Source organism: Gemmatimonadaceae bacterium, assembly GCA_036273715.1.
Classification (GTDB): Bacteria; Gemmatimonadota; Gemmatimonadetes; order Gemmatimonadales; family Gemmatimonadaceae; genus JADGGM01.
Map to the genome: position 1 here is coordinate 1 of DASUHB010000063.1, position 26071 is coordinate 26071.

The following is a 26071-nucleotide window of genomic DNA, read 5'->3' on the forward strand; positions in this document are numbered from 1 at the left end:
CACGAGCTCGAGGCCGCGCTCGCGCAGGACAAAGTCGACTGCTGCGTGCACTCGCTCAAGGACCTGCCCACCGATTCGCCCCCAGGCCTAACGATCGCCGCTGTGCTCGAGCGCGAAGATCCGCGCGACGTCCTCGTCGTCAACGAGAGCATCGCCGCCGAGTCGCTGGCCGAGTTGCCGCGCGGCAGCCGCGTCGGCACATCGAGCTTGCGCCGCCGCGCGCAACTGCGCGCCGCCCGGCCCGACCTCGACGTGGTCGATCTGCGCGGCAACGTCCCCACACGCGTGCGCAAAGTGGATGAAGGCCAGGTGCACGCCGCGATCCTCGCCGCCGCCGGCCTCCGCCGCCTCGACGCGCACGGCCGCATCTCGGCGTGGCTCGAACCGCCCGAGTGGCTGCCGGCGCCGGGACAGGGGGCGATCGCCGTCACGGCGCGCGCCGACGACGCGGCCACGTTAGGCATCCTCGCGCGGCTCGATCACGCGCCGACGGCCATGGCCGTTGCCGCCGAGCGCGCGTTCCTCGCCGCGCTCGAAGGGGGATGCCAGGTGCCCATTGGCGCGCTGGTCATGGCGGAAGCGTCGGGTCTCGTGCTCCATGGGCTCATCGCCGACGTCGATGGTCGCCGCGTCCTGCGCGGCAGCGCCTCCGTCGATGCCGGCGATCCGGCATCGTCGGGCGCGCGCCTCGCCGCCGATCTCATCCGCCGGGGCGCGGCCGAAATCCTCGCCGCGCTGCGCGGCCTCGAGGCCGTGCCGGCGCCGCAGCCCGAATGATGCCGCCCCCGCCGTCCCGCTCCTTCCGTTAGGCACATGGCATTCCCGATTCAACGCCCTCGCCGGTTGCGCCGCACCGAATCGCTGCGCCGCCTCGTCCGCGAAACCCACCTCGTGCCCGAGCAGCTCATCCTCCCGCTGTTCGTGCGCGCCGGCACCGGCGTACGCCGGACCATCGACGCGATGCCCGGCGTGGCCCAAACGTCGGTCGACGAACTGCTGCGCGACGCCGAGCGCGCGGCCAAGGCCGGCGTGGGCGGCGTGCTCTTGTTCGGCATCCCGGAACACAAAGATGCGACGGGCACCGAGTCCTGGGCCGACGACGGGCCCGTGCAACGCGCCGTGCGCGCGCTCAAACGCGAGCTGCCTAACTTGGTCGTGATCACCGACGTGTGCCTCTGCGAGTACACCGACCACGGCCACTGCGGCATGCTCGTGGACGGCGACGTCGACAACGATGCGACGCTCGAGCTCCTCGCGCGCGAAGCCGTGTCGCACGCGCACGCCGGCGCGGACATCGTCGCGCCGAGCGACATGATGGATGGCCGCGTCGCTGCGATTCGCCGCGCACTCGATGGCGCGCAGTACGCGCACACGCCCATCCTGTCGTACGCCGCCAAATTCGCCTCCGTGTTTTACGGCCCGTTCCGTGAGGCGGCGGAATCCACGCCCAAGACCGGCGATCGACGCGGTTATCAAATGGACCCAGCGAACGCGCGCGAAGCGCTGCGCGAAGTGAAGCTCGACCTCGACGAGGGCGCGGATGCCGTGATGGTGAAGCCCGCCGGCCCGTACCTCGACGTCATCGCGCGCGTGCGGCGCACGACCGCGGTCCCCCTCGCCGCCTATCAGGTGAGCGGCGAATTTGCTATGATTAAAGCAGCCGCCGAGCGCGGGTGGCTCGACGGCGACCGAGCGATGATGGAGTCGCTCACTGCCATTCGCCGCGCCGGCGCGGACATCATCATCACGTATTGTGCGGTCGACGCGGCTGCTCGACTCCGTTAGGCTTTGGAGCGAGGGCCGCCCTGGCGCGCGTTAGGAGCGGCACCATGCACCATCGCGAATTCCCCGGCACCGGCGTCTCGGTGAGCGAGGTCGGCTTCGGCCTCTGGACCCTCTCCACCGGATGGTGGGGCGAAAAAACCGACGACGAAGCCGTCGCCATGCTCCGAGAGGCGTACGACACGCACGGCGTCACCTTCTTCGATGCCGCCGATGCCTATGGCAACGGGCGAAGTGAACGCCAGCTCGCCACCGCGTTCGGCACCATGCGCGATCGCGTCGTGTACGGCACCAAAATCGGCTACGACATCTACGACGCCGCGGCGCAGTCCGCCCGCCGCGGCCAGAGCGAGCTGCCCCAGCGCTTCGAGCCGGCCTTCATGCGCCACGCGGTCGAACAGTGCCTGCGCCGTCTGAACACCGACTACATCGACGTGCTCCAGCTGCACAACGTGAAGATGCAGCACGTCCGCGATCCGTTAGTCTGGGAGACGATGCGCGCCCTCACGCGCGAAGGGAAAATCCGGGCCTGGGGCGCCGCGTTCGGCCCCGCCATCGGCTGGCTGTACGAAGCGGTGGAGCTCGTCGAACGCGAACCGGACATCAACACCATCCAGATGATCTGGAACATCCTCGAGCAGCACCCCGGCACGGCCATGCTCGAGGCGGCGCGGGCCCACGCGCCTAACTGTGTGTTCAACATCCGCGTCACCCACGCGTCGGGCATGCTCGAGGGCAAGTACAGCGAAGACACGGTGTTCCCCGAGCACGACCACCGCCGCCACCGGCCCCGGTCGTGGCTCGTCAACGGCGTCCGCAAAGTCAAGACGCTCGACTTCCTCACCACGCGGGCGACGTTAGGCCAGGCGTCCCTCCAGTGGCTCCTCGCCGAGCCGCGCGTCGTCACCACGCTGCCCAACATTTACGACCGCGAGCAGCTCGCCGAATTCGCCGCCGCATCAGATGCGCCGCCGCTCACGCCCGAACAAATGCGGCGCGTCGCCGAGCTCGCGCGGCAGAATTTCGGCGTCGTCGAGGAGCCGATGACCTACAAGGGCACGATGCACCGGCCGTCCGACGCCGACGCCGCCCGCGCGCCGCAACCCGCGGCCCCGTGATCCACCCCTGGCACGACCTGCCGCCCGGACCGCATCCGCCGGACGAGGTCACGACCGTCGTCGAGATCCCGAGCGGCAGCAAGAACAAATACGAGCTGGACAAGCGATCGGGCCTCTTTCGCCTCGATCGCGTGCTGTTCTCGGCTGTCCACTACCCGGGCGACTACGGCTTCATCCCGCGTACGCTCGCCGAGGACCACGACCCGTGCGACGTCCTCGTGCTCCTCAACGAGCCGACCTTCCCGGGCTGCCAGATCGATACCCGACCCATCGGCGTGCTGCGGATGCTGGACCGCGGCGAGCTCGACTACAAGATTCTTGGCGTGCCCAGCCATGATCCCTTCTACGCCGAGTTCTTCGACATCGCCGACATCCCGCAGCACTATCTCAAGGAAGTCGAGCACTTCTTCCACATCTACAAGGACCTTGAAGGCAAACGTGTCCAGACGGTCGGATGGGAGAAGAGCGACATCGCCTTGCGCGTGATCGACGACGCCATCCGGCGATACGACGAACAGTTCGTAGTGGCATCCGGTCCGTGAACGATCGCATGACGCCCATGCAATCGTCGTCACAGTCCAAGGTCGGCGTGCTGTTCGTGTCGGACCAGCCGGGGCGGTTGCAGGCGCTGCGGCAAAGTGCGCTCGCCGGTCGCGAAGTGTTTCTCTGGACTGACGATCACGAACGCGTTCCCGATTGGTCCGTTCCGCTGCACGGCGATCCATCGAAATCTGAGACGTTCGCGCCGCTGGAGGGGCGCGACGCCATCGCGGTCATCGACCTCGCCGACGAATCGCGGGCGCGCCGCGTGGCGCGCGCCGTGCGCGCCGCGTTCCCGCCGGGGTCGATTCTGGTCATCGACCACTGGCGCAGCGCACACCATGGACCGGCACGCGATGGCCTTCGCTGGTTGGACGAGGGCGAGCTGCTCGCCGACGCGATCGAGCTCGTGGTGCGCCGCGTGGCATCGCACAAGCGCCTGCGCGGCCTGCGCCGCGCGCTACGCGGGAGCCGGACGTGCGCGTTCCTGGTGCAGAACGACCCGGACCCCGATGCGATTGCCTCGGCCCTCGCGCTGCGTCGCGCGTTAGGCCTGAGGCCCGAGCGCTCGCCGATCATCACGTTAGGCTACGTCACGCGCCCCGAAAATCGCCGCCTCATCGAGGAGCTGGGCATCCTCGTCAAGCACGTCACGCGCCGCCAGCTCGCCGACTGGGTGCCGCTCGTGCTCGTCGACGTGCAGCCGCCGTACTTCACGGTGCCGCTGCCCGAAGTGGCGGCCGTGCTGGATCACCATCCCACGAGCGGCCCCTACCGCGCCAGCTACCGCGACGTGCGCACGTGGTTCGGCGCGAGCGCGACGATGGCCGCCGAGTATCTGCTCGCATCGACCGACGAAGAAATCGCGACGCCGCTGGCGACCGCGCTGCTCTACGGCATCGTCACCGACACAAAGTCGCTGTCGCGGTCGGCCAGCGACGACGACCTGCAGATGTTCGCGTATCTGTTCCCGCGCGCCGATCAGGCGATGCTGCGCCGCATCCAGCATCCGTCGTACGGCACGCTGGCGCTCAAGCGGTTCGGCGAAGCGTTGCAGCGGCCGCGCGTCCACGGCGGACTGGCGTACGTGCACCTGGGCCGTCTGCCCGAGGATCAGGAACACATCGTCGCGCAGCTGGCCGAATTCTGCCTCGGCATGGCCGGCGCGTCGGTGTCCGCGGTCTCGGGCGTGTTCGGCGAGAATCTGGTGATGAGCACGCGCGCGCTGTCGCCCGAGGCAAAGTTAGGCGATCGGCTGCGCGCGGCGTTCAAGCGCTATGGCAGCGCGGGCGGCCACCCGGTGATGGCGAAGGCGGTCATGGGCCTCGACCAATGGCGGCGCGACCACCCGTTCCGCGACACACGCTCCCTCGAGCGCACCGTGCAGCAGGCCTTACGCAAAGCGCTCGCCGTGTCCTCGAACGGGACACGGCCCGTCGTCAGCTCGCCTTCCGGAGCACGAGCGCGGCATTGATCCCGCCGAAGCCGAACGAGTTCGACAACAGCAGCTCGGGTTGCGCGGCGCGGCCGATCCGCGGGATGTAGTCCAGGTCGCAGCCGTCGCCGGGCGTGGCCAGGTTCACGGTGGGCGGCAGCCAGTCGCGCGTCATGGCGAGCGCGCAGATGGCGGCTTCGATCGCCCCGCTCGCGCCTAACGCATGCCCGTAGTAGCCCTTGGTGCCGCTCACCTGCATCCGGTAGGCGTGGTCGCCGAACACGTGCTTGATGGCCAGCGTCTCCGTAGCGTCGTTGAGCGGCGTCGAGCTCCCGTGCGCATTGACGTAGTCGATCTCGTCCGGGCGCACGTGCGCATCGTCCAACGCGCGCCGCATCGACCGCGCGGCCTGCGAGCCATCGGGGCGCGGCGCGGTCATGTGGTAGGCGTCGTTGGACATCCCGAAGCCCAGCACTTCGCCGTAGATCGGCGCGCCGCGTGCAATCGCCCGTTCGCGCTCTTCGAGCACCAGCACCGAGGCCGCCTCGGCCATCACGAACCCATCGCGGTCGCGATCGAATGGGCGGCTCGCGCTCGACGGGTCGTCGTTGCGGGTGGACATCGCGCGGATGATCGCGAACGCGCCGAAGCAGAGCGGCCAGAGCGGCGCTTCGGCGCCGCCGCAGATCATCACGTCGGCGTAGTCGTCGCGGATCTGGCGGAAGCCGTCGCCGATCGCAATCGTGCCCGAGGCGCAGCTCATCGCGTTCGTGCTGTTGGGCCCCTGGACGCCGAACTCGATGGCGATGTTGCAGCTCGCGGCGCCGCCGAACACCATCAGCGCGAGCGCCGGATCCACGTCGCGCAGGCCGCCCTGGTAGTAGACGCCGCACTGCTCCTCGGCGTAGCCCACGCCGCCTAACGCAGTGCCCATCATGGTGCCCACGCGCTCCTTGTCCTCGACGGCGAGGTCGAGGTGCGCATCCTCGATCGCCATGCGCGCCGCGGCCACCGAGAACTGCCCGAACCGGTCCAGCCGGCGGGCGCGCTTCTTCTCGAGGAAGTCGTTAGGCTCGAAGTCCCGTACTTCGCCCGCCAGGTGGCTGCGGAACGGCGACGGATCGAACCGCGACACCTCGGTCACAGCCGATCGCTGCGCCTGAAGCCCGCACCAGAGACCATCGACACTGATGCCGATCGGGGTGATGCAGCCGATACCGGTGATCACTACGCGACGAGACATATTCACGCCAAGCGTTCGAGGATCCCATGTGGGCGCGCCGTCACCGGCGCTCTGCAACCGCGGCCAACCCTGCCAGCGTTCGGCTCGCGATGCCGTGAATGAACACCGGCCCGATCACGTGTCGAGCCGCTGTCACACCAATCATCGGCCACCGCGGCCCGTTCCACGAATGTACGATGCGTACGAGCACACCGTCGTGATGCTCCTCGAACGACCACTCCACTTCCATCCCGCGCGTGATGCCGCGCACGTGCCGAAATCGTATCGCCGGCCGCGCCTCATCGATCGCCATTTCCGACGTCCACCACGTGGGCCACGACACTGGCCCGAACGGACGCGACGCTGACATCGCCACGAGCCCGCCGCCCACCGCGTCGCGCGCCTCGAATCGTACCCATCGATAGTGCGCGAGGTGTTCCGGCCATCGATCGACGTCGCGTGCCAGCGCAAACATCGTGCGGATGGGTGCTCGAACCACGCGTTCGTCGGTGACGTTCATTGCCCATCCCGCCGGCATCGGCGGAAGGCGCACGGCGTCGCGCATCGTGCCCGCCGCCGTCATGCTGGTGCCGGCGTCCACGACGCCGTCACGCGAAAACCCAGCCGATAGCGGACGTCGGCACGCTGCCCAACGGCCTGCTCGATCAACTCGCCCAACTCGCGGCGCGTGAATCCACGCAGCACGGAGACTACGCCGTCGTGCCTGCTCACCGGGTGGAAGCGCAGCGGAAACGACGCGAGCCAGATGCCGCCGGCGGCGAGCCAGCTGCGATGCAGGTCGCTCACGATTACCCGTGTTCGCGCCACGCGGTCGAGCTCGCGCAACACCGCGGCTGCATCGGCGCGCTCGAAGTGGTGCAGCACCTGCGAGCACATGGCGACGTCCACGCTGTCGTCGGCGAGCGGCAGGTGCAGCGCGTCGGCCGACATCACCATGGTGCGCTCGGCTGCAATGCGCGCCAGCGACTCCGATCGCTCGATGCCGATCGTGTCGAGTTGGATGCCGCGGCGGTGCCCCCACTCGGTGGCGGCCGCCGGGATGTCGCCCCGGCCCGTGCCGACGTCGAGCAGCGTGAGCGGCTCGTCCGCAGCGGCGTCCACGGCGCGGCGCAGCTCGGCGATCACGGCGCGCGTGCCGCCGAACAACGTGTTGGCGCGCGCCACGTCGCCTAACGAGCGGCGGACGACGCGCGCGTCCATCCGCTCGGCGTCGTCCAGGAACTCGCGCCCGCGCCGCGGGCGCGGCGTGACGGCGATCACCGCTCCATCTGCGCGTAGCCGCCGCGATAATACAGCAGCGGACGGCCATCCGCCGCGCCGGCCGCGATCACATCGCCTAACACGATCATGTGGTCGCCGCCATCGAATCGCGACGCGACGCTGCACTCCAGATACGCGAGAATGTCGTCGAGCAGCACGCATCCGGTGACGCCGCGCGTGTAGCCCAACCCGTCGAACCGGTCGTCGCGTTCCTCGGCGAAACGGCGCGAGATCGCTTCCTGCGCCGTGGTGAGGATGTTGACGGCGAACTGCGATGCGCCCGCGATGACCGGATACATGTCCGCGCTGCGTTCCACGCAGCACAGGACGCGCGGCGGATCGAGACTCACGGAACAGAACGCGCTCACGGTCATACCGTGGTCGCGGCCCGATGTATCTCGAGCGGTGACGACGGTGACCCCGGTCGCGAACCGGCCAAGCGTGCTGCGAAACGTCGGTGCATCGATCATGGCGTCCGGAATCTCCGTCAGGTCGCGAGCAGGCGGAGAAGATAGCGCAGCGACAGAATTTCGCTCGGCGGGACGAAGTCGCCGGCGACGCCGACGAACAGATCGGCCATGTCCTTGCGTTGGCCGAGGGTCCGCGCGGCGCGGTTCATGAGGGCAGGGACGGCAACGGCGAGCGACACCAGGCGCTCGACGCGCCACTTGCCGCGAAACGTGCGACGGCGCTCGGCGTCGTACGCGGCGAGTGCAGCGTCGGCATCGGTTGGGGAGCGTGCTTCGAGCGCGTTCGCGATGTGCGGCGCGACCAGCTCGCCGCCGCGCAGCGCCGCATAGATGCCTTCGCCGGTGAACGGATCGTAGAAGTCTGCCGCGTCGCCCACCAGCGCCGCGCCGCGCGCCCACGCGCGGCGCGCGTGGTGGGCGAACGGCCCCGTGGCTCGGACCGCATCCACACGTTCGGCGCGCGCCAAGCGCGCGCCTAAGTGTGGATGCGCTCGGAGCCACCCGTCGAAGAAGGCCGCCGCCGCCCCCGCGGCGCGCTTGACGCGCGCCGCGGGTGCGACGACGGCCACGTTAGTCAGCCCACCGCCCACGTCCGCAATCCCCGCATAGCCGTCGCGCTCCACGTGCATCTCGCCGTACGCTCCCATGCCGTCGACCCCGCGATAGTGCGCGATCATCGCGATGCGCCTGGGCAGCCGTCGCGCGCGCGACAATCCGAGCCGCCGCGCCACCACGGAGCGCAGGCCGTCCGCGCCGACAACGATGTCGGAACGCCGCACTGCGGACTGGCCGCGTGCGTCGAGCACCTCCACGCCGGCCACCGCGCCTCGTGCGTTCCGCACGAGACCCGTCACCCGTTCTTCTTCCACCACCCGCGCGCCTGCGATCCGCGCCCGTTCGAGCAGGATGGCGTCGAGCAGCGACCGCCGGAGCGCCAGCCCGCGATCGCGGAATCCCCGGAATCCGTGCGCGGCGGCGAAGTCGCCCCGCAACAGGGCTCCGTTAGGCGACCGGACCATCATGCCCGCCAGCTGCGCCGCCCCCGCGCGCTCGCACGCGCCTAACGCACCCATCGCGTCCAGCAGGCGCGAGGCTTCTGGACTCAGGTACTCGGCGCAGGGCTTCTCCCGCGGAAACCGCGCCCGGTCCAGCACCAGGACGTCGATGCCGCGCCGGGCCAGGTGCCACGCCGTCGAACTCCCCGCCGGCCCGGCGCCCACCACGATCACGCGCGCGTGTGCCACTCAGCCCGCGCGAACCCGGTCGCCTAACCGCGCGACCCGCCGGAACACACCCATGTACCGCCAGTGCGGCCGCGGCAGGCGCAGCAGCGACGCCAGCCGCGTCAAGTACGGCAGGATCGCCGAGCGGGAGTCGGCCGAGAACATGAACCGCGGATGACGCGCCGCCACCTGGCGCAGCCGCGCCACCGTCGCCTCGATCGACATCGCACTCGAGAAGTAGAACCGCGGCACCAGCAGCGCGTCGCCGTGCTCCACCACGCCCTCGTCGAGCGCGATGCGATGCAGCGTCGTCCCCGGATACACGCGCAGCCCGACGGTGACGTACACGGCGTCGCCCCGCTCGAGCCGCTCCGTGGCGAACGCCAGCGTTTCGTTGAGCGTCTGCATCGTCTCGCCCGGACCGCCCACGAGAAAAATCCAGAGGACGCCGATGCCGGCGCGCTCCACCTGGCCCGCGACCTCTCGCACGCGCGCCGCGTCGAAGCCCTTCTCCAGGCGCTCGAGCACGCGATCGCTCGCGCTCTCGGCCGTGATGCCTAACCAGCGGAATCCCGCCGTATGCATCGTACCGAGCAGGTACGGCGGCACCGCGGCCGGCGTGAAGTTGGTCGTGTCGAGCCGCACCTTGAGCGGCCGCCGCGTGATCGCTTCGCAGATCGCCGCCGCGTGGCGGGGCGGGGCATTGAACGTCGAATCCACGAACTCGAAATGATGCACGCCCGCGTCGCGAACCAGCTCGTCCATTTCATCCACGACGTGCTCGGGATCGCGCAGGCGATAGCCCCACCCCTCCACGTTGAGGTACGTGCAGTAGATGCACTTGAACACGCACCCGCGCTTGGTCTGGATGGGCACCGTCCCGCCGCGCCGCTCGTACTTCGCGAGGTCGAGCCACCGATGCATGCGAGCGGCGGGGAAGGCATCGACGTCGGGATCGCCACCCGGCGGCGTGACGATCGTCGCCGACTGGTCGCGGTGCACGACGCCAGGAATCCCCGCCGGATCGCGGCCGGCCGAGAGCGCGTCGAGCAATGCCGTCGTGGCGCGCTCACCGTCGCCGGCCACCGCGTAGTCCACGCCTAACTCATCGAACAGCGACGCCGGTGCGACGCCGAACGCGGCGCCGCCGGCGATGATCCGGGCCCCGGGCGCGGCCTCGCGCAACGTGCGCAGCACGGCCGCCGCCTCGGGCGTGTAGTGCTCGAGCGCGATCAGGTCGCTGTTGTCGATGTTGCGGACCGAGACGCCGATGACATCCGGCTGGAACGTCGTGGCGGCGGCGCGGGCGGCGGCATGGGGATCGGAGGCAAAACAAAGATCCGCCACCCGCACCGTGTATCCTGCCTGGTCCAACGCCGACGCCACACACGCCACACCGTTAGGCACGACGGGCATCGGCTGCCGCTCGCGGTTGGTGCTCACGAGGAGCACCCTCGGACGCGTGGCCGGCGAAGCCGCCGGCCGTCGGTCGCGCGCTACCGGCGCGGACGAGGGAGCGTCGTCACCCTGTTCGCACGAACTCCGTTTGGCCGAGTAAGAGTGTGCTGCCATTGATGACGTACGTGAACTGCTCCGTGCCCGGGTTCGGCGCCTGGAACGTGATCGACACCGTGCTGCCGTCGGCCGTCCACGTGCCGTTCGAGATCGTCGTGTCCGACACGCTCGTCGTGATGTCGAACGTTATCACCGTCCGCGATGCCGTGCCGTCTGCGTTGAATTGCCAGATCGTCTGCTGGTTGGTCGGATCGCCGGCCACCGTGTCGACGATCGTCTCCGACCACGACCCGACAAGGTTGCTGTCGAGCTGTCCGCCGCCACCGCCGCCGCCGCCCACCCCGTTGTTGAAGCCGCCGTTGTTGAAATACTGCGGCGTAGTCGTGTCGATGCACGCCACCGCCACCACCGCCAGCGCGACGACCGCGGCTCGCGCGAACGCCGCCCTTATCGAGCGCCGGCCAGGACCAGCGCCACCGCCGCTCCCGTTAGACCCGCCAGCAGATTCACCCCGTCGTTGTCCAACCATGGAATGCCTCCGATCCGTTGCGTGGCGTCGCCGCAGGTGTGCACAGGCCGTTCGGTGAGCACGCCGCATCGCGTGCATCTCCGTCGAGACTGCAGGGCAGCGCCGGCGAGCGAATCCGCCAACGCACCCGCTATTCCGCCTGCGGCCGCGGCGACCGCAACGTGTGGTGGCCAGTGCACGAGCCACGCCATGACCCCGACGAATACCCCCCCGGCGACGCTTGCGAGGAGGCCGACGATCGTGACGCCGCCGGAAGTTCCAGCAGCGACCCGCCGCCACGTCGTGATCAATCGTGGGGATCGGGACGAAAGTGTTCCCACCTCCGTACCCCATGTATCCGCCGAAGCGGCTGCAAGTGCCCCACCACCGATCGCCATCCAGGCCATGACCGGAACCACGAGGTAGGCAAGCGCTGCAAGGGCGAACAGCCCCCCGTTGGCCAGCACCTGCACCGCGTCCCGAGTTCCGCCTTTGGCGACGACGGATTCAGTGCGGCGCAACGTGTTTTCGCGTTGGGCGCGCGAAAGCGCGGTGCCGGTCACAAAGAAAGCAAAAAGAAGGACCCCCCACGACCAACCGGCGGCGAGCGCTGCCGTTCCGACGATCGCACCCGCGACCGCGCCACTCGGCGACAGAGCACGCACGCGCCACGCGATCAGCGAGATCGCGCACGCCAGTGCGAATCCGATCAGCGCGCGTGCAATCACTCCAACGGGCGCGACGCTTCCTCGTCGATCAGCATTTGCATGATGCGGCGCCGCAGGGCGGGAGGTGCCTTCGCAATCGTGGCGCGCCGTTCCATGAAGCGAAGAAAAACCTGCTCGTGACGGAAATGCGGAAAGCACTTGCGGCAAAACGCCAAGTGGTCGCGAATCTGCAACTCGACTTCCGTCGTCAGCTCACCGTCGAGGTACTCGTAGATTCGCTCGAGAACCTCGGTACAGGTCATATGAGACCGATCGTCTGCGTGTGGGTTGGTGCTCATGCCGCTCTCGATTATAGGACCCCAGGCCCTCGTTGGTGAGTACTGTGCACCAACGCCTGGCGTTGCGCTCGAGCGGCGCAACGCCCCGCTTCGCGACGTGTGTGCGTCGGACGCAATCCGATCGATCGTTCCGATGTTGAAGCATTCGACGGCGAGATCGGTTCCCAAAAAATCTTGAACCCCCCTCTCGCGCCGGTTACCTTGGGTGCTGCCTTTCAGCGTTCCCGCCCCTGCAAATGCCTACAACGGTCGACGCGCTTCTCCCGCTGAGCTTTCTCGAGGCGGTCCGCAGCGTGGACAGCCCCGACGACGATCTCGACGCGGAGCTCGTCCCCGAACTTCGAAATAAACGCCTCGGCTTGAGTGAAACCGTGTACGCGCAGATCCAGCGCTTCACGGACGCCGCAAAAAAGCACCAGCGCACCGAATACGATGAGACGGTGGGTATCGCCAAGCTGCTTGGCCGGAGGCCGGACGCCGAAGCGGTATTTCGAGCGGCCGGCCGCTATCTGGCCGCCCAGACGTATCAGTCGATCGCGTCGCCGTCTCGTTCACTCATTGCCTCGCTGCCGTCGTTGCTCGCGCGACCGATCGCGCTGCGACAGACGCAGCGCATTGCAGGGAAGTACCTCAATGGTTCGGTGCGGCGTCACGGCTCGTTTCTGATGCTCGAGGTGCCGAAGTCGGCGACCGTCGACGTGCCGCCGCGCGGCGTCGGATGTGCATACTACGAATCGTTCTTTCACGAGCTGCTCCGCCTCCTGGGCGCGAGCGGCGGGTCGGTGGATCACGTCCGGTGCGCGGCGCGCGGCGAAGGCACGTGCGAGTGGCGGGCCGAATGGCGCTCGATTCACCGCGACGACGCCGCCACCAACGCCGGTGCCGCGTGACGCGGTCCGCCTAACTCTCAAACGACGACATCATGCTGACGAAGGAGACGCTGCCCGATGTGCAACGGGCGCTCAAGGACGCCGGAGTGGATGGTTGGCTGTTGTTCGATTTTCAGGGCATGAACCCGGTCGCCGGCGGCGTTCTCGGACTCAAGGGCATGATGACGCGCCGCATCTTCGCGTACATCCCGCGTGACGGCAATCCGGTCGCGGTCACCCACGCGATAGAGCAAGGGCCGTGGCGGGACTGGCCCGCCGAGTGGGGTCGCGAGCGATACAGCTCGTGGCGCTCGCTCGAACAGGCGATCGCGTCGCTCGTCCGCGGCAAACGCGTCGCGATGGAGTATTCGCCGGGCGACGCGGTGCCGTATGTCGACCGCGTTCCGGCGGGCGTGCTCGACCTCGTGCGCGCGGCGGGCGGCGATGTGGTGCCGTCGGCCGAGCTGGTCACGCGCTTCTACGCGTTGTGGACGCCGGAACAACTGCAATCGCACGAGCGCGCGGCCGAGATCGTGGCGACGGTGGGACGCAATGCCATCGCCGAGGCCGGCCGCCGCATCGGCGCCGGACAGGCGATCACCGAGCACGAGCTGCAGCGCTGGATCGTCGAGCAGTTCCAGCGCGCCCACCTGGAGTTCGACCATCCGGCCATCGTGGCGGCCGGGCCTAACGCGGCCAATCCACACTATGCGCCGTCGGCCAGCCGGCCGCGCACCATCCGGCCTGGCGAGCTGGTGCTGGTGGACCTCTGGGCCAGGGAGCGCGGCGGCATCTTCGCCGACCAGACGTGGATGGGGGCCATCGGCGCGCCGAGCACGCGCGCGGTCACTGTATGGGAAGCGGTGCGCGACGCGCGCGACGCGGCGATCGCGATCGTGCGGGAGCGCGCGTTAGGCGGCGAACCGATTCGCGGCGCCGATGTGGACGACGCGGCGCGGGGCGTGATCACCGCGCGCGGGTTCGGCCAGTACTTCACCCACCGCACGGGACATTCGATCGACGCGATCCAGCTGCACGGCTCGGGGCCGCACATCGACAACTTCGAGACACGCGAGGAGCGGCGGCTCATTCCGGGCGTGGCGTTCTCGATCGAGCCCGGTATCTACATCGCCGGCGAAATCGGCGTGCGCAGCGAAGTCAACGCGCACATCGGCGACACGGCAGTGACGATCACGCCGCGCGAGTACCAACGCGACCTGATCGTCGTCTGAGGCCGGCCGCGTCCAGCCCGGCGGACGTCGCGGCGTCCGGGCTGCGGCGGGAGCTCGGCGTCTTCTCGGCCGCGATGCTGGTCGTCGGCGGCATCATCGGCAGCGGCATTTTCTTCACGCCGTCCGAGACGGCCAAGGAGCTGCCGACGGCGGGATGGGTGCTGCTGGTGTGGGCGTTAGGCGGAGTCGTCGCCTTCGCCGGCGCGCTCACCTACGCCGAGCTCGGGGCGCTGATCCCGGACGCCGGCGGCGCCTACGTCTACATCCGCGAGGCATTCGGCGCGCTGCCGGCGTTTCTCTACGGCTGGATGTCGCTGCTGCTCATCGCATCGGGCGCCATTGCCGCGGTGGCCGTCGGATTCGCGGGGTACGTGGCGCACTTCACTCCGCTGGACGCGGGCGCGCAGTTAGGCGTGGCCGGCGTCACGATCGCCGGCCTGGCGGCGGTCAACTATCTGGGCGTGAAGCCCGGCGCCGTCGTGCAGAACGTGATGACCGTCGCCAAGATCGGTGCGTTGGGCATCCTCATCGTGGGCGGCGCGCTGCTCTGGGGGCGGCTCGGATCGCCGCCGCCGGTGGCGCATCCGCCCCCGCCGCGCTCCACCATCGTGGCCGGACTCGCCGCGGCGTTCGTGCCCGTGCTGTTCACCATCGGCGGATGGCAGCAGATGAATATGGTAGCGGGCGAGATTCGCGATCCGGGACGGAACATTCCCCGAGCGCTGGCTATCGGGATCGCCATCGTCGTCGTCTGTTACCTGGGCGCCAACGCCGCATACCTGCGCGCGCTCGGTCGGGATGGTCTGGCGGCGTCGACAGCCGTCGCCGCGGACACCGCGACGCGCATGTTCGGCCCAGCGGGCGCGACGTTCATCGCCCTCGCGGCAATGATCTCGATCTTCGGCTTCGTCAACGTCACCATTCTCGCCAATTCGCGCATCGTGTTCGCCATGGCTCGGGACGGATTATTCATCGACGCGGCGGCGCGCGTGCATCCGCGATTCGGATCGCCGCACGTGGCGATCGTCGTGATGGCCGTGTGGTCGATCGCGCTGCTGGGGTTGAGCGGCGGCAACCTGGGCGCGCTGTTGAGCGGCGTCGTGTTCGCCGACTGGATCTTTTTCGGGCTCGGCGCGGCGAGCGTGTTCGCGCTGCGGCGCTCGATGCCTGACGCTGAGCGGCCGTATCGGACGCTCGGCTACCCCGCGGTGCCGGCGTTCTTCGTGCTCGCGGCGGTGGCCGGCATCGTGAGCTCGTTCTACAAGTCGCTGCGGATGTCGCTCCTCGGGAGCGCGCTGGTGGCCGCGGGGATCGTCGTGTTTTTGGTGCTGCGGAGGCGGCGGTGAGGCGGCCGCTGGCGGTGTGCCTGGCCGTGTGCGTTGCGTTAGGATGCGACGCCGAGGGGCAGCGCGCGCCGCACGCGATGCCCGCGCCGGGCGTGCGAGCGGCGTCGGCGCCGCCGCAGGAGGACTCCGCGTATCGCGTGGCGCCGGTCGCCGACGGCGGACGCATCGCCGGCCGCGTGCTGGTGCGCGGCCGCGTGCGGCGCGACAGCACGATCGCGACGGTGCCGGACACCGGCTGGTGTCGCGCCTCTCGCCGCGTGACGTTGGTCGAAGGCAGCGGCGATCGCGTCGCCGGGGCGGTGGTCTGGCTCGAGAACGTCCACGCCGGGAAGCCGCTCCCGGTCCTCCGGCGCTACGATCTCAGCACCCGGCACTGCGAGGCGCGCCCGATGACACAGGCCGCGATCGCGGGCGGCATGCTCGACGTGCAGAGTCTCGATCCGCTCGGGCACCGGACGCGGTTCACGCGCGCGGGGAGCACGATCGACATCGTCGACGAGAGCGATGCCGGCCAGGTGGTGCCGACGGCGGCGGTGCTGGCGCACCCGGGCCTGGTGACCGTGCGCTGCGACGTGCACCCGGGCACGCGCGCGTGGATCCGCGTGTTCGACCACCCGTATTTCACGGTGACGTCGCGCGACGGCGGATTCACGATCGACTCGGTGCCGCCCGGCACCTACACGCTGGCGGTGTGGCAGCCGTCGTTAGGCGAGCGGGACACGACCATCCGCGTTGCGCCGCGCCAGGCGGTCGCGGCCGCCATCGCGTTCCCCGCGGCGCCGTAATTTGCCGGTAGGCGCGGCCCCGCGGCGTTACGTCGCCGTGGCCGCGGCTTCCGGATACTGCACGGTGTAAAGGCGCGCGTACACGCCGCGTCCCGCCAGGAGCTCGGCGTGCGAGCCCTCTTCCACGATCCGGCCGCCATCCAGCACCAGCAGCCGGTCCGCGCGGCGCACGGTGCTCAGCCGGTGCGCGATGATCAGCGTCGAACGGCCCGTCAACAGCTTCTCCATTGCGCTGTTCACCAATCGCTCGCTCTCGCTGTCCAGGCTCGAAGTCGCCTCGTCGAGCACCACGACGGCGGGGTCCTTGAGGAACACGCGCGCGATCGCGATGCGCTGGCGCTGGCCGCCCGACAACTTCACGCCGCGCTCTCCCACCCGCGTCTCGAGACCGTCGGGCAGACGCTCGATGAATTCCCACGCGTGCGCGGCCCGCGCCGCCGCAAGCACGTCCGCATCGCCGGCCTCGGGCCGCGCATACGCGATGTTGTCGCGCACCGTTCCGCTGAACAGCGCCGGCTCCTGCGGCACCAGCCCCACCGCGCCGCGCAGCTCGAGCAGCGACAAGCGGCGGATGTCGACGCCGTCCAGCGCCACCACTCCGTTAGGCACGTCCCAGAAGCGCGTGATCAGCGACGCCACCGTCGTCTTCCCCGCGCCCGACGGCCCCACCAGCGCCACCACCTCGCCCGGTGCGATGTGGAAGCTCACGTCGTGCAACACCGTCGGCAGCTCGGGTCCGTAGCTGAACGTCACGTGCTCGAACCGCACGTCGCCGCGCACCGGCCGCGGCAGCGCAACCGGAGCGGGTGGATCGACGACCGTCGGCTTCGTGTCCAACAGCTCGAACACCCGGTGTGCCGCGCCAACGGCTTCCTGGTAGTTGCCGAACAGCGACGCGAGCGACCCGACGGCCGCCGCGACGAAGAACGCGTAGAACAGGAACTCGACTAACGCACCGGGCGTGAGCTCGCGCGCCAGCACGAGCCGCCCGCCCTGCCAGAGCACGATCACCACGCCGCCGAATGCGCAGAAGGTGATCACGCCGAAAAACGCGCCGCGAATCTTGGCGCGCCGGACGGCGGCAGTGACCACATCGCGGAGCTGCGTGCTGAACCGGCGCGCCTCCACCGTCTCGCGCGTGAAGCTCTGCACCGTCCTGATCTGCGAGAAGGCTTCATCGGCGCTGCCCATCGCATCGGCCACTCGATCCTGCACGCCCGTGCTCGCCTTCTTGAGCGCGCGTCCGAACACCCACGCCGTTCCGACGATCACCGGCACCACGGCCAGCGTCGTGACCGTGAGCTGCGGATGCGTGAGCGTCAGCATGATCACGCCGCCGACGAGAAACAGCACCTGACGCGACAGCTCGGTGGCCTGATACGTCATCACCGACTGCAGCAGGGTGACGTCGGTCGCCAGACGGCTCGTGAGCTCGCCGGACCTGCGCTCGGTGAAAAAACCGGGAGACAACCGCACGAGATGCGCGAACAGATCGTCGCGCAGCTTCGCGATGATGCGCTCGGCGGCAGCCGTTAGGACCCAGACCTGGCCGAAGTTGAGCAGGCCCTGCGCCGCAAAGAGGCCGACCAGAATGAGTGCGATGCGATTGAGTGCCGGCGCGTTCGCCCGCACGAAGGCCGCGTCCAGCAGGTATCGGACGACGAGCGGAAACGCGAGCGTGATGCCCGCGCTGACGAGCAGCGCGACCGACGCCAGCGCGATCTGCATGCGATACGGCCGCATGCGCAGGAGCAGCGGGCGCAGCGCGCGCGGCGATGGCACCTTGCGTGCGCCCGACGCGATCGGCGCGCCGGGCGCGATCGTGCCGGGTGTCAGCGCCGGCCGGCGAGCCATGCGCGAATCTCCGGAAATCCGGCGCTCATGCGCCGGCGCGCGTCGTAGGCGCGCTGAAACACCGCGAGTGCGTCGGCCACCGCGTCGTCGCGCTCGTCCGCGGGCCCGGCCCAGTTGTGTGAGGACCACTCACGGATGTGGACGCGTCCACCGTGTGGGGTGCCGAGCATCAACAGCCGCTCTGGCTCGCCGTCGCCGGCGGCGACCAGCACGCCGAGCTCATCGGGTCGGGCGGCGCGATCGTCGATCGCCATCAGCGCGCCACGCCGCGGTCCACCGCCATGGCGACGAACAGCAGCGCGAGATACAGCAGCGAGTACTTGTAGACGCTCCACGCCGCGGCCGTCCACGGCCGCACGCGCATCACCCGCACCACGCCGGCCAACAGCAGCCCGCCTAACACAGCCGCCGAGATTGTGTAGATGATGCCGAAGGCGCCGAATGCGGCGGGTAAGAGCGTGATCGGCACGAGCAGGACCGTATACCAGAGCATCTGCCGCATCGTCTCGCGTTCGCCCCACACGAGCGGCGCCATGGGCACGCCGGCGCGTCCGTAGTCGTGCTGCTTGAGCAGGGCGAGCGCCCAGAAATGCGGCGGCGTCCAGTAAAACACGATGAGAAAGAGATAGATGGCGGCGAGGTCGATACGTCCCGTCACTGCCGCCCAGCCGACCAGCGGAGGGAATGCCCCCGCGGCGCCGCCGATCACGATGTTCTGCGGCGTGCGCCGCTTGAGCCACCGCGTGTACACGAACACGTAGAAGTAGAACCCGGCCAGCGCGAGGGCCGCGCTCAGCACGTTGACGGTGAACGCGAACAGCGCCGTCGCGGCGGTGGCCAGCGCAAGCCCGAACGCCAGCACGGCGCGGGGATGCATCCGGCCGCTCGGCAGCGGACGCAGCCGCGTGCGTGCCATGCGGTCGTCGATGTCGCGGTCCAGATACATGTTGACCGCATTGGCGCCGCCGGCCATGAGGTAGCCGCCTAACGCAACGACGAGCACCAGCACCAGAGTCGGCGACCCGGCCACGTACATCGGCGCGATCGTCGTGACCAGAAGCAGCGAGATGATGCGCGGCTTGGTGAGCATCACCAGGTCGCGGCCGAGCGATATCGTCCGCTCCTTTGCGACGACTGCGCCCGTCATCGTGCAGCCTCCGCCGTCGCATGCACGCCGCGTGCGGGCGGCGCGCTCGCGATGGCGCCTCGTTCGGCCATCGCCTCCTCGCTGCGCGACGCCATGCGCGCCAGATACGCCGCCGAGAAGAGCGTCAGCCAGATGAGCGCACCGACACTCTGGTGCAACGACCGCAGCACCGGAGGCAGCTCGAGACCGATCATCGCAGCCGCGATCCCGATCTGCGCCAGGATCAGCGCGCCGGCGATGCCCACCGCGCGCACGACGACGATCGCTTCACGTCGGCGGACCACGCCCCACAACAGCCCGAACACGTGCAGCGTGAGCAGGAGCGCCAGAACGCGGTGCGTCATCTGGATGGTGCGACCGATGGGCATGACCGCCGATGCGATGCCGGCGCCGCAAAGCGGAAATCCGGAGCAGGCCACGTTCGCGCCTGGAAAGGTCGCCGTCATGCCGCCCAAGAAGATCGTGACTAGCGCAATGCCCGCGCCCGCGACCGCTCCGCGCGCCGTGCGCGGCGACGCGCGCTCCCGCCGCGCGCAGGCGCCGCCTAACCCACCAGCCCGCATCACCGCCGCCGCCAGCGCGGCGAGCAGCGTCGCGGCCAGCAGCCAGTGCGACGCAATCGTGTACCACACGTTGCCGAGCCACACCGTGATGCCGCCGAGCAAGGCTTGCGCCGGCCACATGGCGAGCGCCAGCACGCTGGCGCGCAGCACGCCGCCGCGTCCGCCCACACCGAGCGCGCGCCGCTGGGCGTAAGCGGCAGCCGTGAGAGCCACCAGCGCGACGAGCAGCGCGGCGGCAATGAGCCGGTGCGTCCACTCGATGACCAGAGTAGGCTGGTCCAACGGCGGAAACCACCGACCGTAGCACTTGGGCCAATGGTCGCCGCATCCCATTCCAGATCCGCTGATGCGTACGATGGCGCCGAACACGATCTGCGCGACGGCCACGACCAGCGCGACGTACGACAGCCGCCGCAACGCTACCTTCATCGATTGGTGCTCACGAGGGGTGCTCGACGATCACCGACGTTTGAGGCGCGGGCCCGAGCGACGCCGTGGCCCGATGCGATGCGATCGCATGCCACGTGAACGCGAGCACCACTGCCAACCCAACCGCCGGAACGAGTGTCCACAGGACCTCGCTCCACCGTGAGGGCGTGGGCACCGAGCTATTGCTCGCGCGTGCCGTCTTGAGCGCGAAGCGCAGAATCTCGAACTGCGCAACCACGCAGCACGCGACCGCGAGCCAGAATAAGTTGAGACGCAACGGGATTGAACTTTGGAGTCGAAACACCGTAAAATCGCCCTAGCGAACGGCGGAAGCAACCCGCGGACCAGACCTGTGTAAGAGCGTGTGATTGCGCGCGCGCACTGCGCGTCGTACTCCCGCAGGCCGGTTTGAGCAGGTAGAAGTCCCCGATGTCCGTGCAGCGCTCGGGCGCTGGCCGAGTCGCGGCCACGCGATGCGTCCCATTTCCTTGGCTCCATGGCTCTTCGACGACAGCTCGGACTGCTCAGTACCGTCGCCGTTCTCGTGGGCTCCACGATCGGCTCGGGCATCTTTCGCTCGCCGGCGGGAATTGCGCAAAAGCTTCCGGGCCCGCTGCCACTCATTCTCGTCTGGGTGGCCGGCGGCTGCTTCGCACTCTGCGGCGCTCTCACACTGGCAGAGATCGCCGGCGCCTTCCCGGACACGGGTGGGATCTACGTTTTTCTGCGCGAAGCGTGGGGCCGTCTCCCGGCCTTTCTGTTCGGTTGGGCGGAGCTGGCCATCATTCGTGCGGCCGCGCTCGGCGCCATCTCGACGACGTTCGCCGAGTATTTGCTGCGGGTGCTCGGACACAACCCGGCGGTCGCGCCGTACGACGCGTACGTGCACTACATCGCCGCGGTATCCATCGCGCTCACGGCGACCTTCAATTACGTCGGGCTGCGCTGGGGTTCGCTGGTGCAGAACATCACGACGCTCGCGAAGTACGGCGGCTTGCTGTTCATCGTGCTGCTTGCGTTGGCGCTCGGGCTTCCGCACACCGGCGGACACTTCACGCCCGCCGTTCCCGCCGGCAGCATCAGCGTCTCGGCCTTCGGACTCGCGCTCGTCTCCGTGCTCTGGGCGTACGACGGCTGGGAGGATGTGACATTCGTCGCCGGCGAAGTGAAAGATCCGCGCCGCAACATGCCGCGGGGCATCATCATCGGGACGCTCGCGGTGATTTTCATCTATGCGCTGGCGAATCTCGCCTATCTCGCCGTGCTGCCGGTGGGCCAGATCGCGAGCTCTCCGTTAGTCGCCGCCGACGTCGCGGCGCGCGTCGTCGGACCGGCCGGCGTGGTGTTCGTGGCCGTCACCGTGATGCTCTCGGCGTTCGGGACGCTCAACGGATCGATCCTCACCGCGCCGCGCATCTTTTTCGCCATGGCGGATGACGGATTGTTCGTGCGCAAGGTGGCGAGCGTGCATCCGCGGTATCACACGCCCTACGTGTCGATCGCGTTGTGCGCGGTCCTCGGCATCATCTTCGTGCTGATCCGCGATTTTCAGCAGCTCGCCGACGCGTTCGTGATCGCCATCGTGCCGTTCCTTGCGTTAGGCGTAGGCGCGGTGTTCGTCCTGCGCCGGCGGCCGGACTACGATCCGCCGTTCCGCGTCCCGGGCTACCCCGTGGTGCCGGGGCTGTTCATTCTTGCCACCGTGTACCTGCTGGTGAATTCGGTGGCGTCGCCCGACAGCCGGTGGTCCACCGTGGCGGTCCTGGGCGGCGTGGTCATCGGCATCCCGATCTACTATGCAACGGTTGGGCGTCGGCGCGCCGTGGCGCGCGCGCCGGCCGAACCGTGACCACCGCGTCCCGGCGCCCGCGCCAGGCCGCGCCGCCGCCGACCGTAGCCGCTCGCGTGTGAGCCGATCCCTCGCCAAGGTCGAGGAGCAGAGCGCGGCGCTCCGCCGTCCGCTCGCGCTCCGCGATCTCGTTCTCACGCAGCTGCTCTACGTCGTCGGCTCCTCGTGGGTCGGCGTCGCGGCGCGGTTGGGCAAATCGCAGAGCGCCTTCTGGCTTCTCGCCATTCTGTTGTTCTATCTGCCGCAGGCCGCGGTCGTGATCTATCTCAGCCGCCGGCTGCCGCTCGAAGGCGGACTCTACCAATGGACCAAAGTCGGCTTCGGCGAGTTCTGGGGATTTCTCACCGCGTGGAATTTGTGGGTGTACACGCTGGTGCTGCTGGCGGCGACGAGCCTCGCCGTATCGAGCACGCTCGCGTACGCAATAGGACCGCGTGCGACGGCGGTCGCCGGTACGGAACGATTTCAGCTGATCGTCGGCGTTGCGCTCATCGCGATGATGGTCGTCGTGTCGGTGTTCGGGCTGCGGGTGGGGAAGTGGGTGCACAACTTCGGCGGGCTCGCCCAACTGGTCGCGTTCACCGCGCTCATCATCGCGCCTGTCGTGGCGGCGGCGCGCGGCGTCCACGTTACCTATCGGCCGCTCGCCACCGGCGTCCCGCACGTGTCGCTCTTCAGCGCCAACGTGCTGGGCAAGTTAGGCATGGGCGCGTTGAGCGGCTTCGAGTGGGTCGCCATCATGGCCGGCGAATCGCGCGACCCCGGTCGCAGCATTTCGCGCTCCGTGCTCGTCGCCACGCCGATCATCGCGGTCATGTTCATCCTCGGGACGAGCGCCACGTACTCGCTGGTCCAGGGCAGTGCGATCGACCTCGTGGCGCCGATTCCGCAGTCGCTGCGGTTGGCCTACGGGTCGTCGGGCATCCTCGGCATCGTCGCCCCGCTCCTCGTGATGCTGCTCTTCGTACGCGCCGTTGCCAATGCGAACTTGTTGTTCACCGGTAATACGCGTCTGCCCATGGTGGCCGGCTGGGATGGGTTGCTCCCGTCGTGGTTCACCACGCTGCATCCCAGGTGGCGGACGCCGGTCAACTCGATCGCGTTCGTTGCCGCGATCACGTTCGCGATTCTGTTGTTCGGCGTCACCGGCGTCGGTTTGCAGGAAGCCTTCCAGATGCTCGACACGGCGTCGGGCGTGTTCTACGCGCTCACCTATTTGGCGATGTTCGCGCTGCCCGTGCTGGCCGCATCTCGGTTAGGCGGACGCGCCCCGCGCGGCCTCGTGATCGCGGCGATCTCCGGCTTCCTCATGACCCTGCTGTACATCGTGTTGTCGGTCGTGCCGATCGTCGGCGTCGTCAGCCGATGGGCCTTTGCCGCCCGCATCGTGTTCACGATCGGCATTGCCAACCTCATCGGCGCGGGGTTGTTCACGGTCGCCGCGAGGCGGCGCGCCGCGCGCCTCGCGCCGTCGAACGCCGATGCGGCGTAGATTTCCCGCACCTCCACGCATCGCAACACCGTGACGACTCCGCTCCGCATCCTCGGCGTATCCGGCAGTTTGCGCACCGGCTCGTACAATCGGGCATTGCTGCGGGCCGCGATCGAGTTGATGCCGCCGGACATGACCATCGAGGAATTCAACGGAATCGGCGACCTGCCGCTGTACAACCCCGACATCGACGTCGAGGGCGGACCGGCACCCGCGGCCGCATGGCGCACGGCCGTCCACGCCGCGGACGCGCTGCTCATCGTGACACCCGAATACAACTTCGGGCCGAGTGCCGCGCTCAAGAACGCGATCGACTGGGCGTCGCGTCCGCCTCAGACCTCGGTGCTGCACGCCAAGCCCGTCGCGCTCATGGGCGCGTCGACCGGGATGTCGGGCACGACGCGCGCGCAATTGGCGCTGCGCCAGTCGTTCGTGTTCACGCAATCGCCGGTGCTGCCCGGGCCCGAGGTGCTGGTGCCATACGCCGCGACGCGTTTCGACGCCGACCTTCGCCTTACCGACGCCGCCACCCGCGACTTCATCCACCGCCACCTGGTCCGGTTCGCGGAGTTCGCGCGCCGCCTCGCGCCTAAAACACCTTGACGTTGAAGTATTTTTTCGGATTGGCCTTTACATCCGCCGTCAAAGAATCCATGCGCGCCAGGAGCGTGCGGAGCTCGTTGTACACGCCCGGATCGTTCAGCAGCTTGCTCACCGTTCCGTCGCCGTGTTGGACCTGCCCGATTACAGAATCCAGTCGCGACGAGGTCTTCTGAAGCTCGGCCGTCATTGCCTGGAGGTTGCGCGTCGTCGCCGCAACGTTGTGCACGGTCGTGTCCAGCGCCGCGCTGTCCAACGCTGCCGCGCTCCGGCGAATCGACGCCAGCGTCATCGACAGCGCCTGCGATTGTTGGGCCGCCACCTGGTGCAGCTCCACCAACAGCGCGTTGGTCGACAGAATGGTCTTGTGGAGGTCCTGCACGCCGTTCTTCTGCACCAGCTCCACCTGCAGCGAGTGGATGATCAACGACATCTGTCCGCTCACCGAATCCACGCGCATGAGCAGGTCATCCATGCTCGGCGCCGCCTTGCCGGTGGGAATCGTGTCTCCCGGCGGCAGGAATGCGTTAGGCCTGCACACCGGCGTGGAGTCCTTGACTGCCGACACCGGCCCCGCGCCTTCCGCGCCCACCGTGGGCTGCGGCCGCCGGCACGGATGCAGCGCGATCGATTTGTCGCCAAAGAACCCTTCGTTCTGCACCGTCGCCGAGGTGCCTTCCGGGATCTTCCATTGTTTGTCGATGGACATGGTCACGTCGAGATAGCCGGCGAGATTCAGCTTGACCTGATCCACAGAGCCGATTTGCACGCCTGCCAACTCGACCGGCTGCCCGGTCTTGAGATTGCTGCCCCAGTCGAACTGGGCATACATCGGATACGATTTGCTGAATCCGCGACGCGCCAGCCAGAGTGTGCCGACGACGCCGACCACGATGGCCACGGTCACGAACACACCAACGATCACTTCGTCACGTCGCTTCATGGCGCGAGGGCAGGGGCGAGGTAGAGGGCGGTGAGCGCGTCCAACAATAGGATGACCACCGAGGAAATGACCACGGCCCGCGCCGTCGACCGGCCCACGCCTTCGGCGCCGGTCTCCGTCACGTAGCCTTCGTACGAGCAGATGAGCGCAATGGACGTACCGAACAGCGTCGCCTTGATGAGGGCGTAGTAGACCTGAAACGGAATGAACGTGAGGCGCAGGCCGGTCGTGTAATCCGTTAGGCGCACCTTGGTCGCCACGATCACCGTCAGACCCCCGAACACGATGCCGATCGCGATCGCCAGAATCGTCAACAGCGGCACCATTGTCAGGCCGGCCACGGTCCGGGGTATCACGAGGTACGCGATGGGATCGTAGGCCAGTGTCTCGAGGGCGTCGATCTGCTCGGTGACGCGCATCGTGCCGATCTCCGCCGTCATGCGCGCGCCCACGCGCCCGGCCAGCACCAGCGCCGTGAGCAGCGGCCCGAGCTCGAGCACGACGCTCTGCCTAACGATCCACCCTACGGCCGACAGCTGCACCCCCGGGAAGAGCTGGTACACCGTCTGATACGCCGTCACAGCCCCGATGAACGCGGCCACGATGCCCGCCAGCGGCAGCGAGTCCACGCCGATGTTCTTCATCTGCTTGATCGTCAGCGGCAGCCAGGTCCGCGGCTCGCCCACCGCACGCATGATCTCGCGCAGAAAGTGGACCCGCCACCCCACCTCGAGAAAAATCCCGATCGTGATCTGTGCGACGCGCCGGAAGAACTTGATCGCCGCCCGCTGCGGCACCGGAAACGAGTCGGTCGGCCGGTGGCCGCCGCCGTGCCTCGGGTAGACGCTCGCGCTCACGCGCC

At 68.7% G+C, this 26071-nt stretch carries 28 protein-coding genes; 12 read left to right on the forward strand and 16 right to left on the reverse strand.

The features are described from left to right. The 5 genes from hemC to VFW04_13420 form a co-directional block, all read left to right on the forward strand. Positions 1 to 777 (forward strand): hydroxymethylbilane synthase (gene hemC / locus VFW04_13400; GenBank protein HEX5180324.1); only part of this gene is annotated, 777 nt, incomplete at its 5' end. A gap of 36 nt (positions 778 to 813) precedes the next feature. Continuing rightward, complete coding sequence (gene hemB, locus VFW04_13405; GenBank protein HEX5180325.1) at positions 814 to 1785, forward strand: porphobilinogen synthase; 972 nt, start codon at positions 814 to 816, stop codon at positions 1783 to 1785. Positions 1786 to 1829: 44 nt separating this feature from the next. Then, on the forward strand, positions 1830 to 2900 hold the full coding sequence (locus VFW04_13410) for an aldo/keto reductase (GenBank protein HEX5180326.1): 1071 nt from the start codon (positions 1830 to 1832) through the stop codon (positions 2898 to 2900). After that, positions 2897 to 3442 (forward strand): inorganic diphosphatase, encoded by a 546-nt coding sequence (locus tag VFW04_13415; protein HEX5180327.1) that lies wholly within the window; start codon positions 2897 to 2899, stop codon positions 3440 to 3442. Before VFW04_13410 ends, VFW04_13415 begins: the two co-directional genes overlap by 4 nt. A gap of 17 nt (positions 3443 to 3459) precedes the next feature. Then, positions 3460 to 4914, forward strand: a complete 1455-nt coding sequence (locus VFW04_13420; GenBank protein ID HEX5180328.1) for a hypothetical protein — start codon at positions 3460 to 3462, stop codon at positions 4912 to 4914. On the opposite strand, the gene fabF is transcribed toward VFW04_13420, so the two are convergent. From fabF to VFW04_13465, 9 genes are all read right to left on the reverse strand, one after another. After that, positions 4880 to 6118, reverse strand: a complete 1239-nt coding sequence (fabF, locus tag VFW04_13425) for a beta-ketoacyl-ACP synthase II (GenBank protein ID HEX5180329.1) — start codon at positions 6116 to 6118, stop codon at positions 4880 to 4882. The two genes, VFW04_13420 and fabF, sit on opposite strands and share 35 nt — an antisense overlap. A gap of 40 nt (positions 6119 to 6158) precedes the next feature. Beyond that, complete coding sequence (locus VFW04_13430; GenBank protein ID HEX5180330.1) at positions 6159 to 6698, reverse strand: SRPBCC family protein; 540 nt, start codon at positions 6696 to 6698, stop codon at positions 6159 to 6161. Next, entirely contained in the window at positions 6677 to 7378 is a 702-nt protein-coding gene (locus tag VFW04_13435; GenBank protein ID HEX5180331.1) for a methyltransferase domain-containing protein, read from the reverse strand. Before VFW04_13435 ends, VFW04_13430 begins: the two co-directional genes overlap by 22 nt. Then, a complete protein-coding gene (locus VFW04_13440; GenBank protein HEX5180332.1) occupies positions 7375 to 7848 on the reverse strand; it encodes a flavin reductase family protein in 474 nt (157 codons plus the stop codon). Before VFW04_13440 ends, VFW04_13435 begins: the two co-directional genes overlap by 4 nt. A gap of 17 nt (positions 7849 to 7865) precedes the next feature. Next, positions 7866 to 9092: an FAD-dependent oxidoreductase gene (locus VFW04_13445; protein HEX5180333.1), complete on the reverse strand. Its 1227-nt coding sequence runs from the start codon at positions 9090 to 9092 to the stop codon at positions 7866 to 7868. After that, complete coding sequence (locus VFW04_13450; protein HEX5180334.1) at positions 9093 to 10514, reverse strand: radical SAM protein; 1422 nt, start codon at positions 10512 to 10514, stop codon at positions 9093 to 9095. Positions 10515 to 10593: 79 nt separating this feature from the next. Next, entirely contained in the window at positions 10594 to 10986 is a 393-nt protein-coding gene (locus VFW04_13455; GenBank protein ID HEX5180335.1) for a lipocalin family protein, read from the reverse strand. 47 nt (positions 10987 to 11033) lie between these two features. After that, entirely contained in the window at positions 11034 to 11822 is a 789-nt protein-coding gene (locus tag VFW04_13460; GenBank protein ID HEX5180336.1) for a DUF92 domain-containing protein, read from the reverse strand. After that, positions 11819 to 12064, reverse strand: coding sequence for a zf-HC2 domain-containing protein (locus tag VFW04_13465; protein ID HEX5180337.1), 246 nt, complete (start codon positions 12062 to 12064; stop codon positions 11819 to 11821). Before VFW04_13465 ends, VFW04_13460 begins: the two co-directional genes overlap by 4 nt. Positions 12065 to 12336: 272 nt before the next feature. On the opposite strand from VFW04_13465, the gene VFW04_13470 reads away from it, so the two are divergent. From VFW04_13470 to VFW04_13485, 4 genes are read left to right on the forward strand one after another with little or no spacing between them, the layout of a single operon-like run. Then, positions 12337 to 12990, forward strand: a complete 654-nt coding sequence (locus tag VFW04_13470; protein ID HEX5180338.1) for a hypothetical protein — start codon at positions 12337 to 12339, stop codon at positions 12988 to 12990. A 32-nt stretch (positions 12991 to 13022) separates the two neighbouring features. Beyond that, positions 13023 to 14201: a Xaa-Pro peptidase family protein gene (locus VFW04_13475; protein HEX5180339.1), complete on the forward strand. Its 1179-nt coding sequence runs from the start codon at positions 13023 to 13025 to the stop codon at positions 14199 to 14201. 41 nt (positions 14202 to 14242) lie between these two features. Continuing rightward, entirely contained in the window at positions 14243 to 15547 is a 1305-nt protein-coding gene (locus VFW04_13480) for an amino acid permease (protein ID HEX5180340.1), read from the forward strand. Beyond that, a complete protein-coding gene (locus tag VFW04_13485) occupies positions 15544 to 16332 on the forward strand; it encodes a hypothetical protein (GenBank protein ID HEX5180341.1) in 789 nt (262 codons plus the stop codon). Before VFW04_13480 ends, VFW04_13485 begins: the two co-directional genes overlap by 4 nt. Before the next feature lie 27 nt (positions 16333 to 16359). On the opposite strand, the gene VFW04_13490 is transcribed toward VFW04_13485, so the two are convergent. From VFW04_13490 to VFW04_13510, 5 genes are read right to left on the reverse strand one after another with little or no spacing between them, the layout of a single operon-like run. Next, positions 16360 to 18186 carry an ABC transporter transmembrane domain-containing protein gene (locus VFW04_13490; GenBank protein ID HEX5180342.1) on the reverse strand — a complete coding sequence of 609 codons (1827 nt, stop codon included), beginning with the start codon at positions 18184 to 18186 and terminating at the stop codon, positions 16360 to 16362. Then, complete coding sequence (locus VFW04_13495) at positions 18165 to 18440, reverse strand: hypothetical protein (GenBank protein HEX5180343.1); 276 nt, start codon at positions 18438 to 18440, stop codon at positions 18165 to 18167. The genes VFW04_13490 and VFW04_13495 overlap by 22 nt, the downstream gene beginning before the upstream one ends. Continuing rightward, positions 18440 to 19333, reverse strand: a complete 894-nt coding sequence (locus VFW04_13500; GenBank protein HEX5180344.1) for a heme o synthase — start codon at positions 19331 to 19333, stop codon at positions 18440 to 18442. The genes VFW04_13495 and VFW04_13500 overlap by 1 nt, the downstream gene beginning before the upstream one ends. Then, positions 19330 to 20325: a COX15/CtaA family protein gene (locus tag VFW04_13505; GenBank protein HEX5180345.1), complete on the reverse strand. Its 996-nt coding sequence runs from the start codon at positions 20323 to 20325 to the stop codon at positions 19330 to 19332. The genes VFW04_13500 and VFW04_13505 overlap by 4 nt, the downstream gene beginning before the upstream one ends. Positions 20326 to 20335: 10 nt before the next feature. Continuing rightward, entirely contained in the window at positions 20336 to 20602 is a 267-nt protein-coding gene (locus VFW04_13510) for a hypothetical protein (protein ID HEX5180346.1), read from the reverse strand. A gap of 219 nt (positions 20603 to 20821) precedes the next feature. On the opposite strand from VFW04_13510, the gene VFW04_13515 reads away from it, so the two are divergent. Genes VFW04_13515 through VFW04_13525 form a run of 3 tightly spaced genes read left to right on the forward strand, consistent with a single transcriptional unit; the run spans position 20822 to position 24269 of the window. Continuing rightward, the gene (locus VFW04_13515) at positions 20822 to 22174 is read left to right on the forward strand and encodes an amino acid permease (protein ID HEX5180347.1); all 1353 of its coding nucleotides are present in this window, start codon (positions 20822 to 20824) and stop codon (positions 22172 to 22174) included. A 58-nt stretch (positions 22175 to 22232) separates the two neighbouring features. Beyond that, the gene (locus VFW04_13520) at positions 22233 to 23666 is read left to right on the forward strand and encodes an APC family permease (GenBank protein HEX5180348.1); all 1434 of its coding nucleotides are present in this window, start codon (positions 22233 to 22235) and stop codon (positions 23664 to 23666) included. A gap of 30 nt (positions 23667 to 23696) precedes the next feature. Next, positions 23697 to 24269: an NAD(P)H-dependent oxidoreductase gene (locus VFW04_13525; protein HEX5180349.1), complete on the forward strand. Its 573-nt coding sequence runs from the start codon at positions 23697 to 23699 to the stop codon at positions 24267 to 24269. Here the strand turns inward: VFW04_13525 and VFW04_13530 are convergent. Next, positions 24256 to 25209 carry an MlaD family protein gene (locus tag VFW04_13530; protein HEX5180350.1) on the reverse strand — a complete coding sequence of 318 codons (954 nt, stop codon included), beginning with the start codon at positions 25207 to 25209 and terminating at the stop codon, positions 24256 to 24258. The two genes, VFW04_13525 and VFW04_13530, sit on opposite strands and share 14 nt — an antisense overlap. Beyond that, on the reverse strand, positions 25206 to 26066 hold the full coding sequence (locus VFW04_13535) for an ABC transporter permease (GenBank protein HEX5180351.1): 861 nt from the start codon (positions 26064 to 26066) through the stop codon (positions 25206 to 25208). The genes VFW04_13530 and VFW04_13535 overlap by 4 nt, the downstream gene beginning before the upstream one ends. Positions 26067 to 26071: the final 5 nt, after the last annotated feature.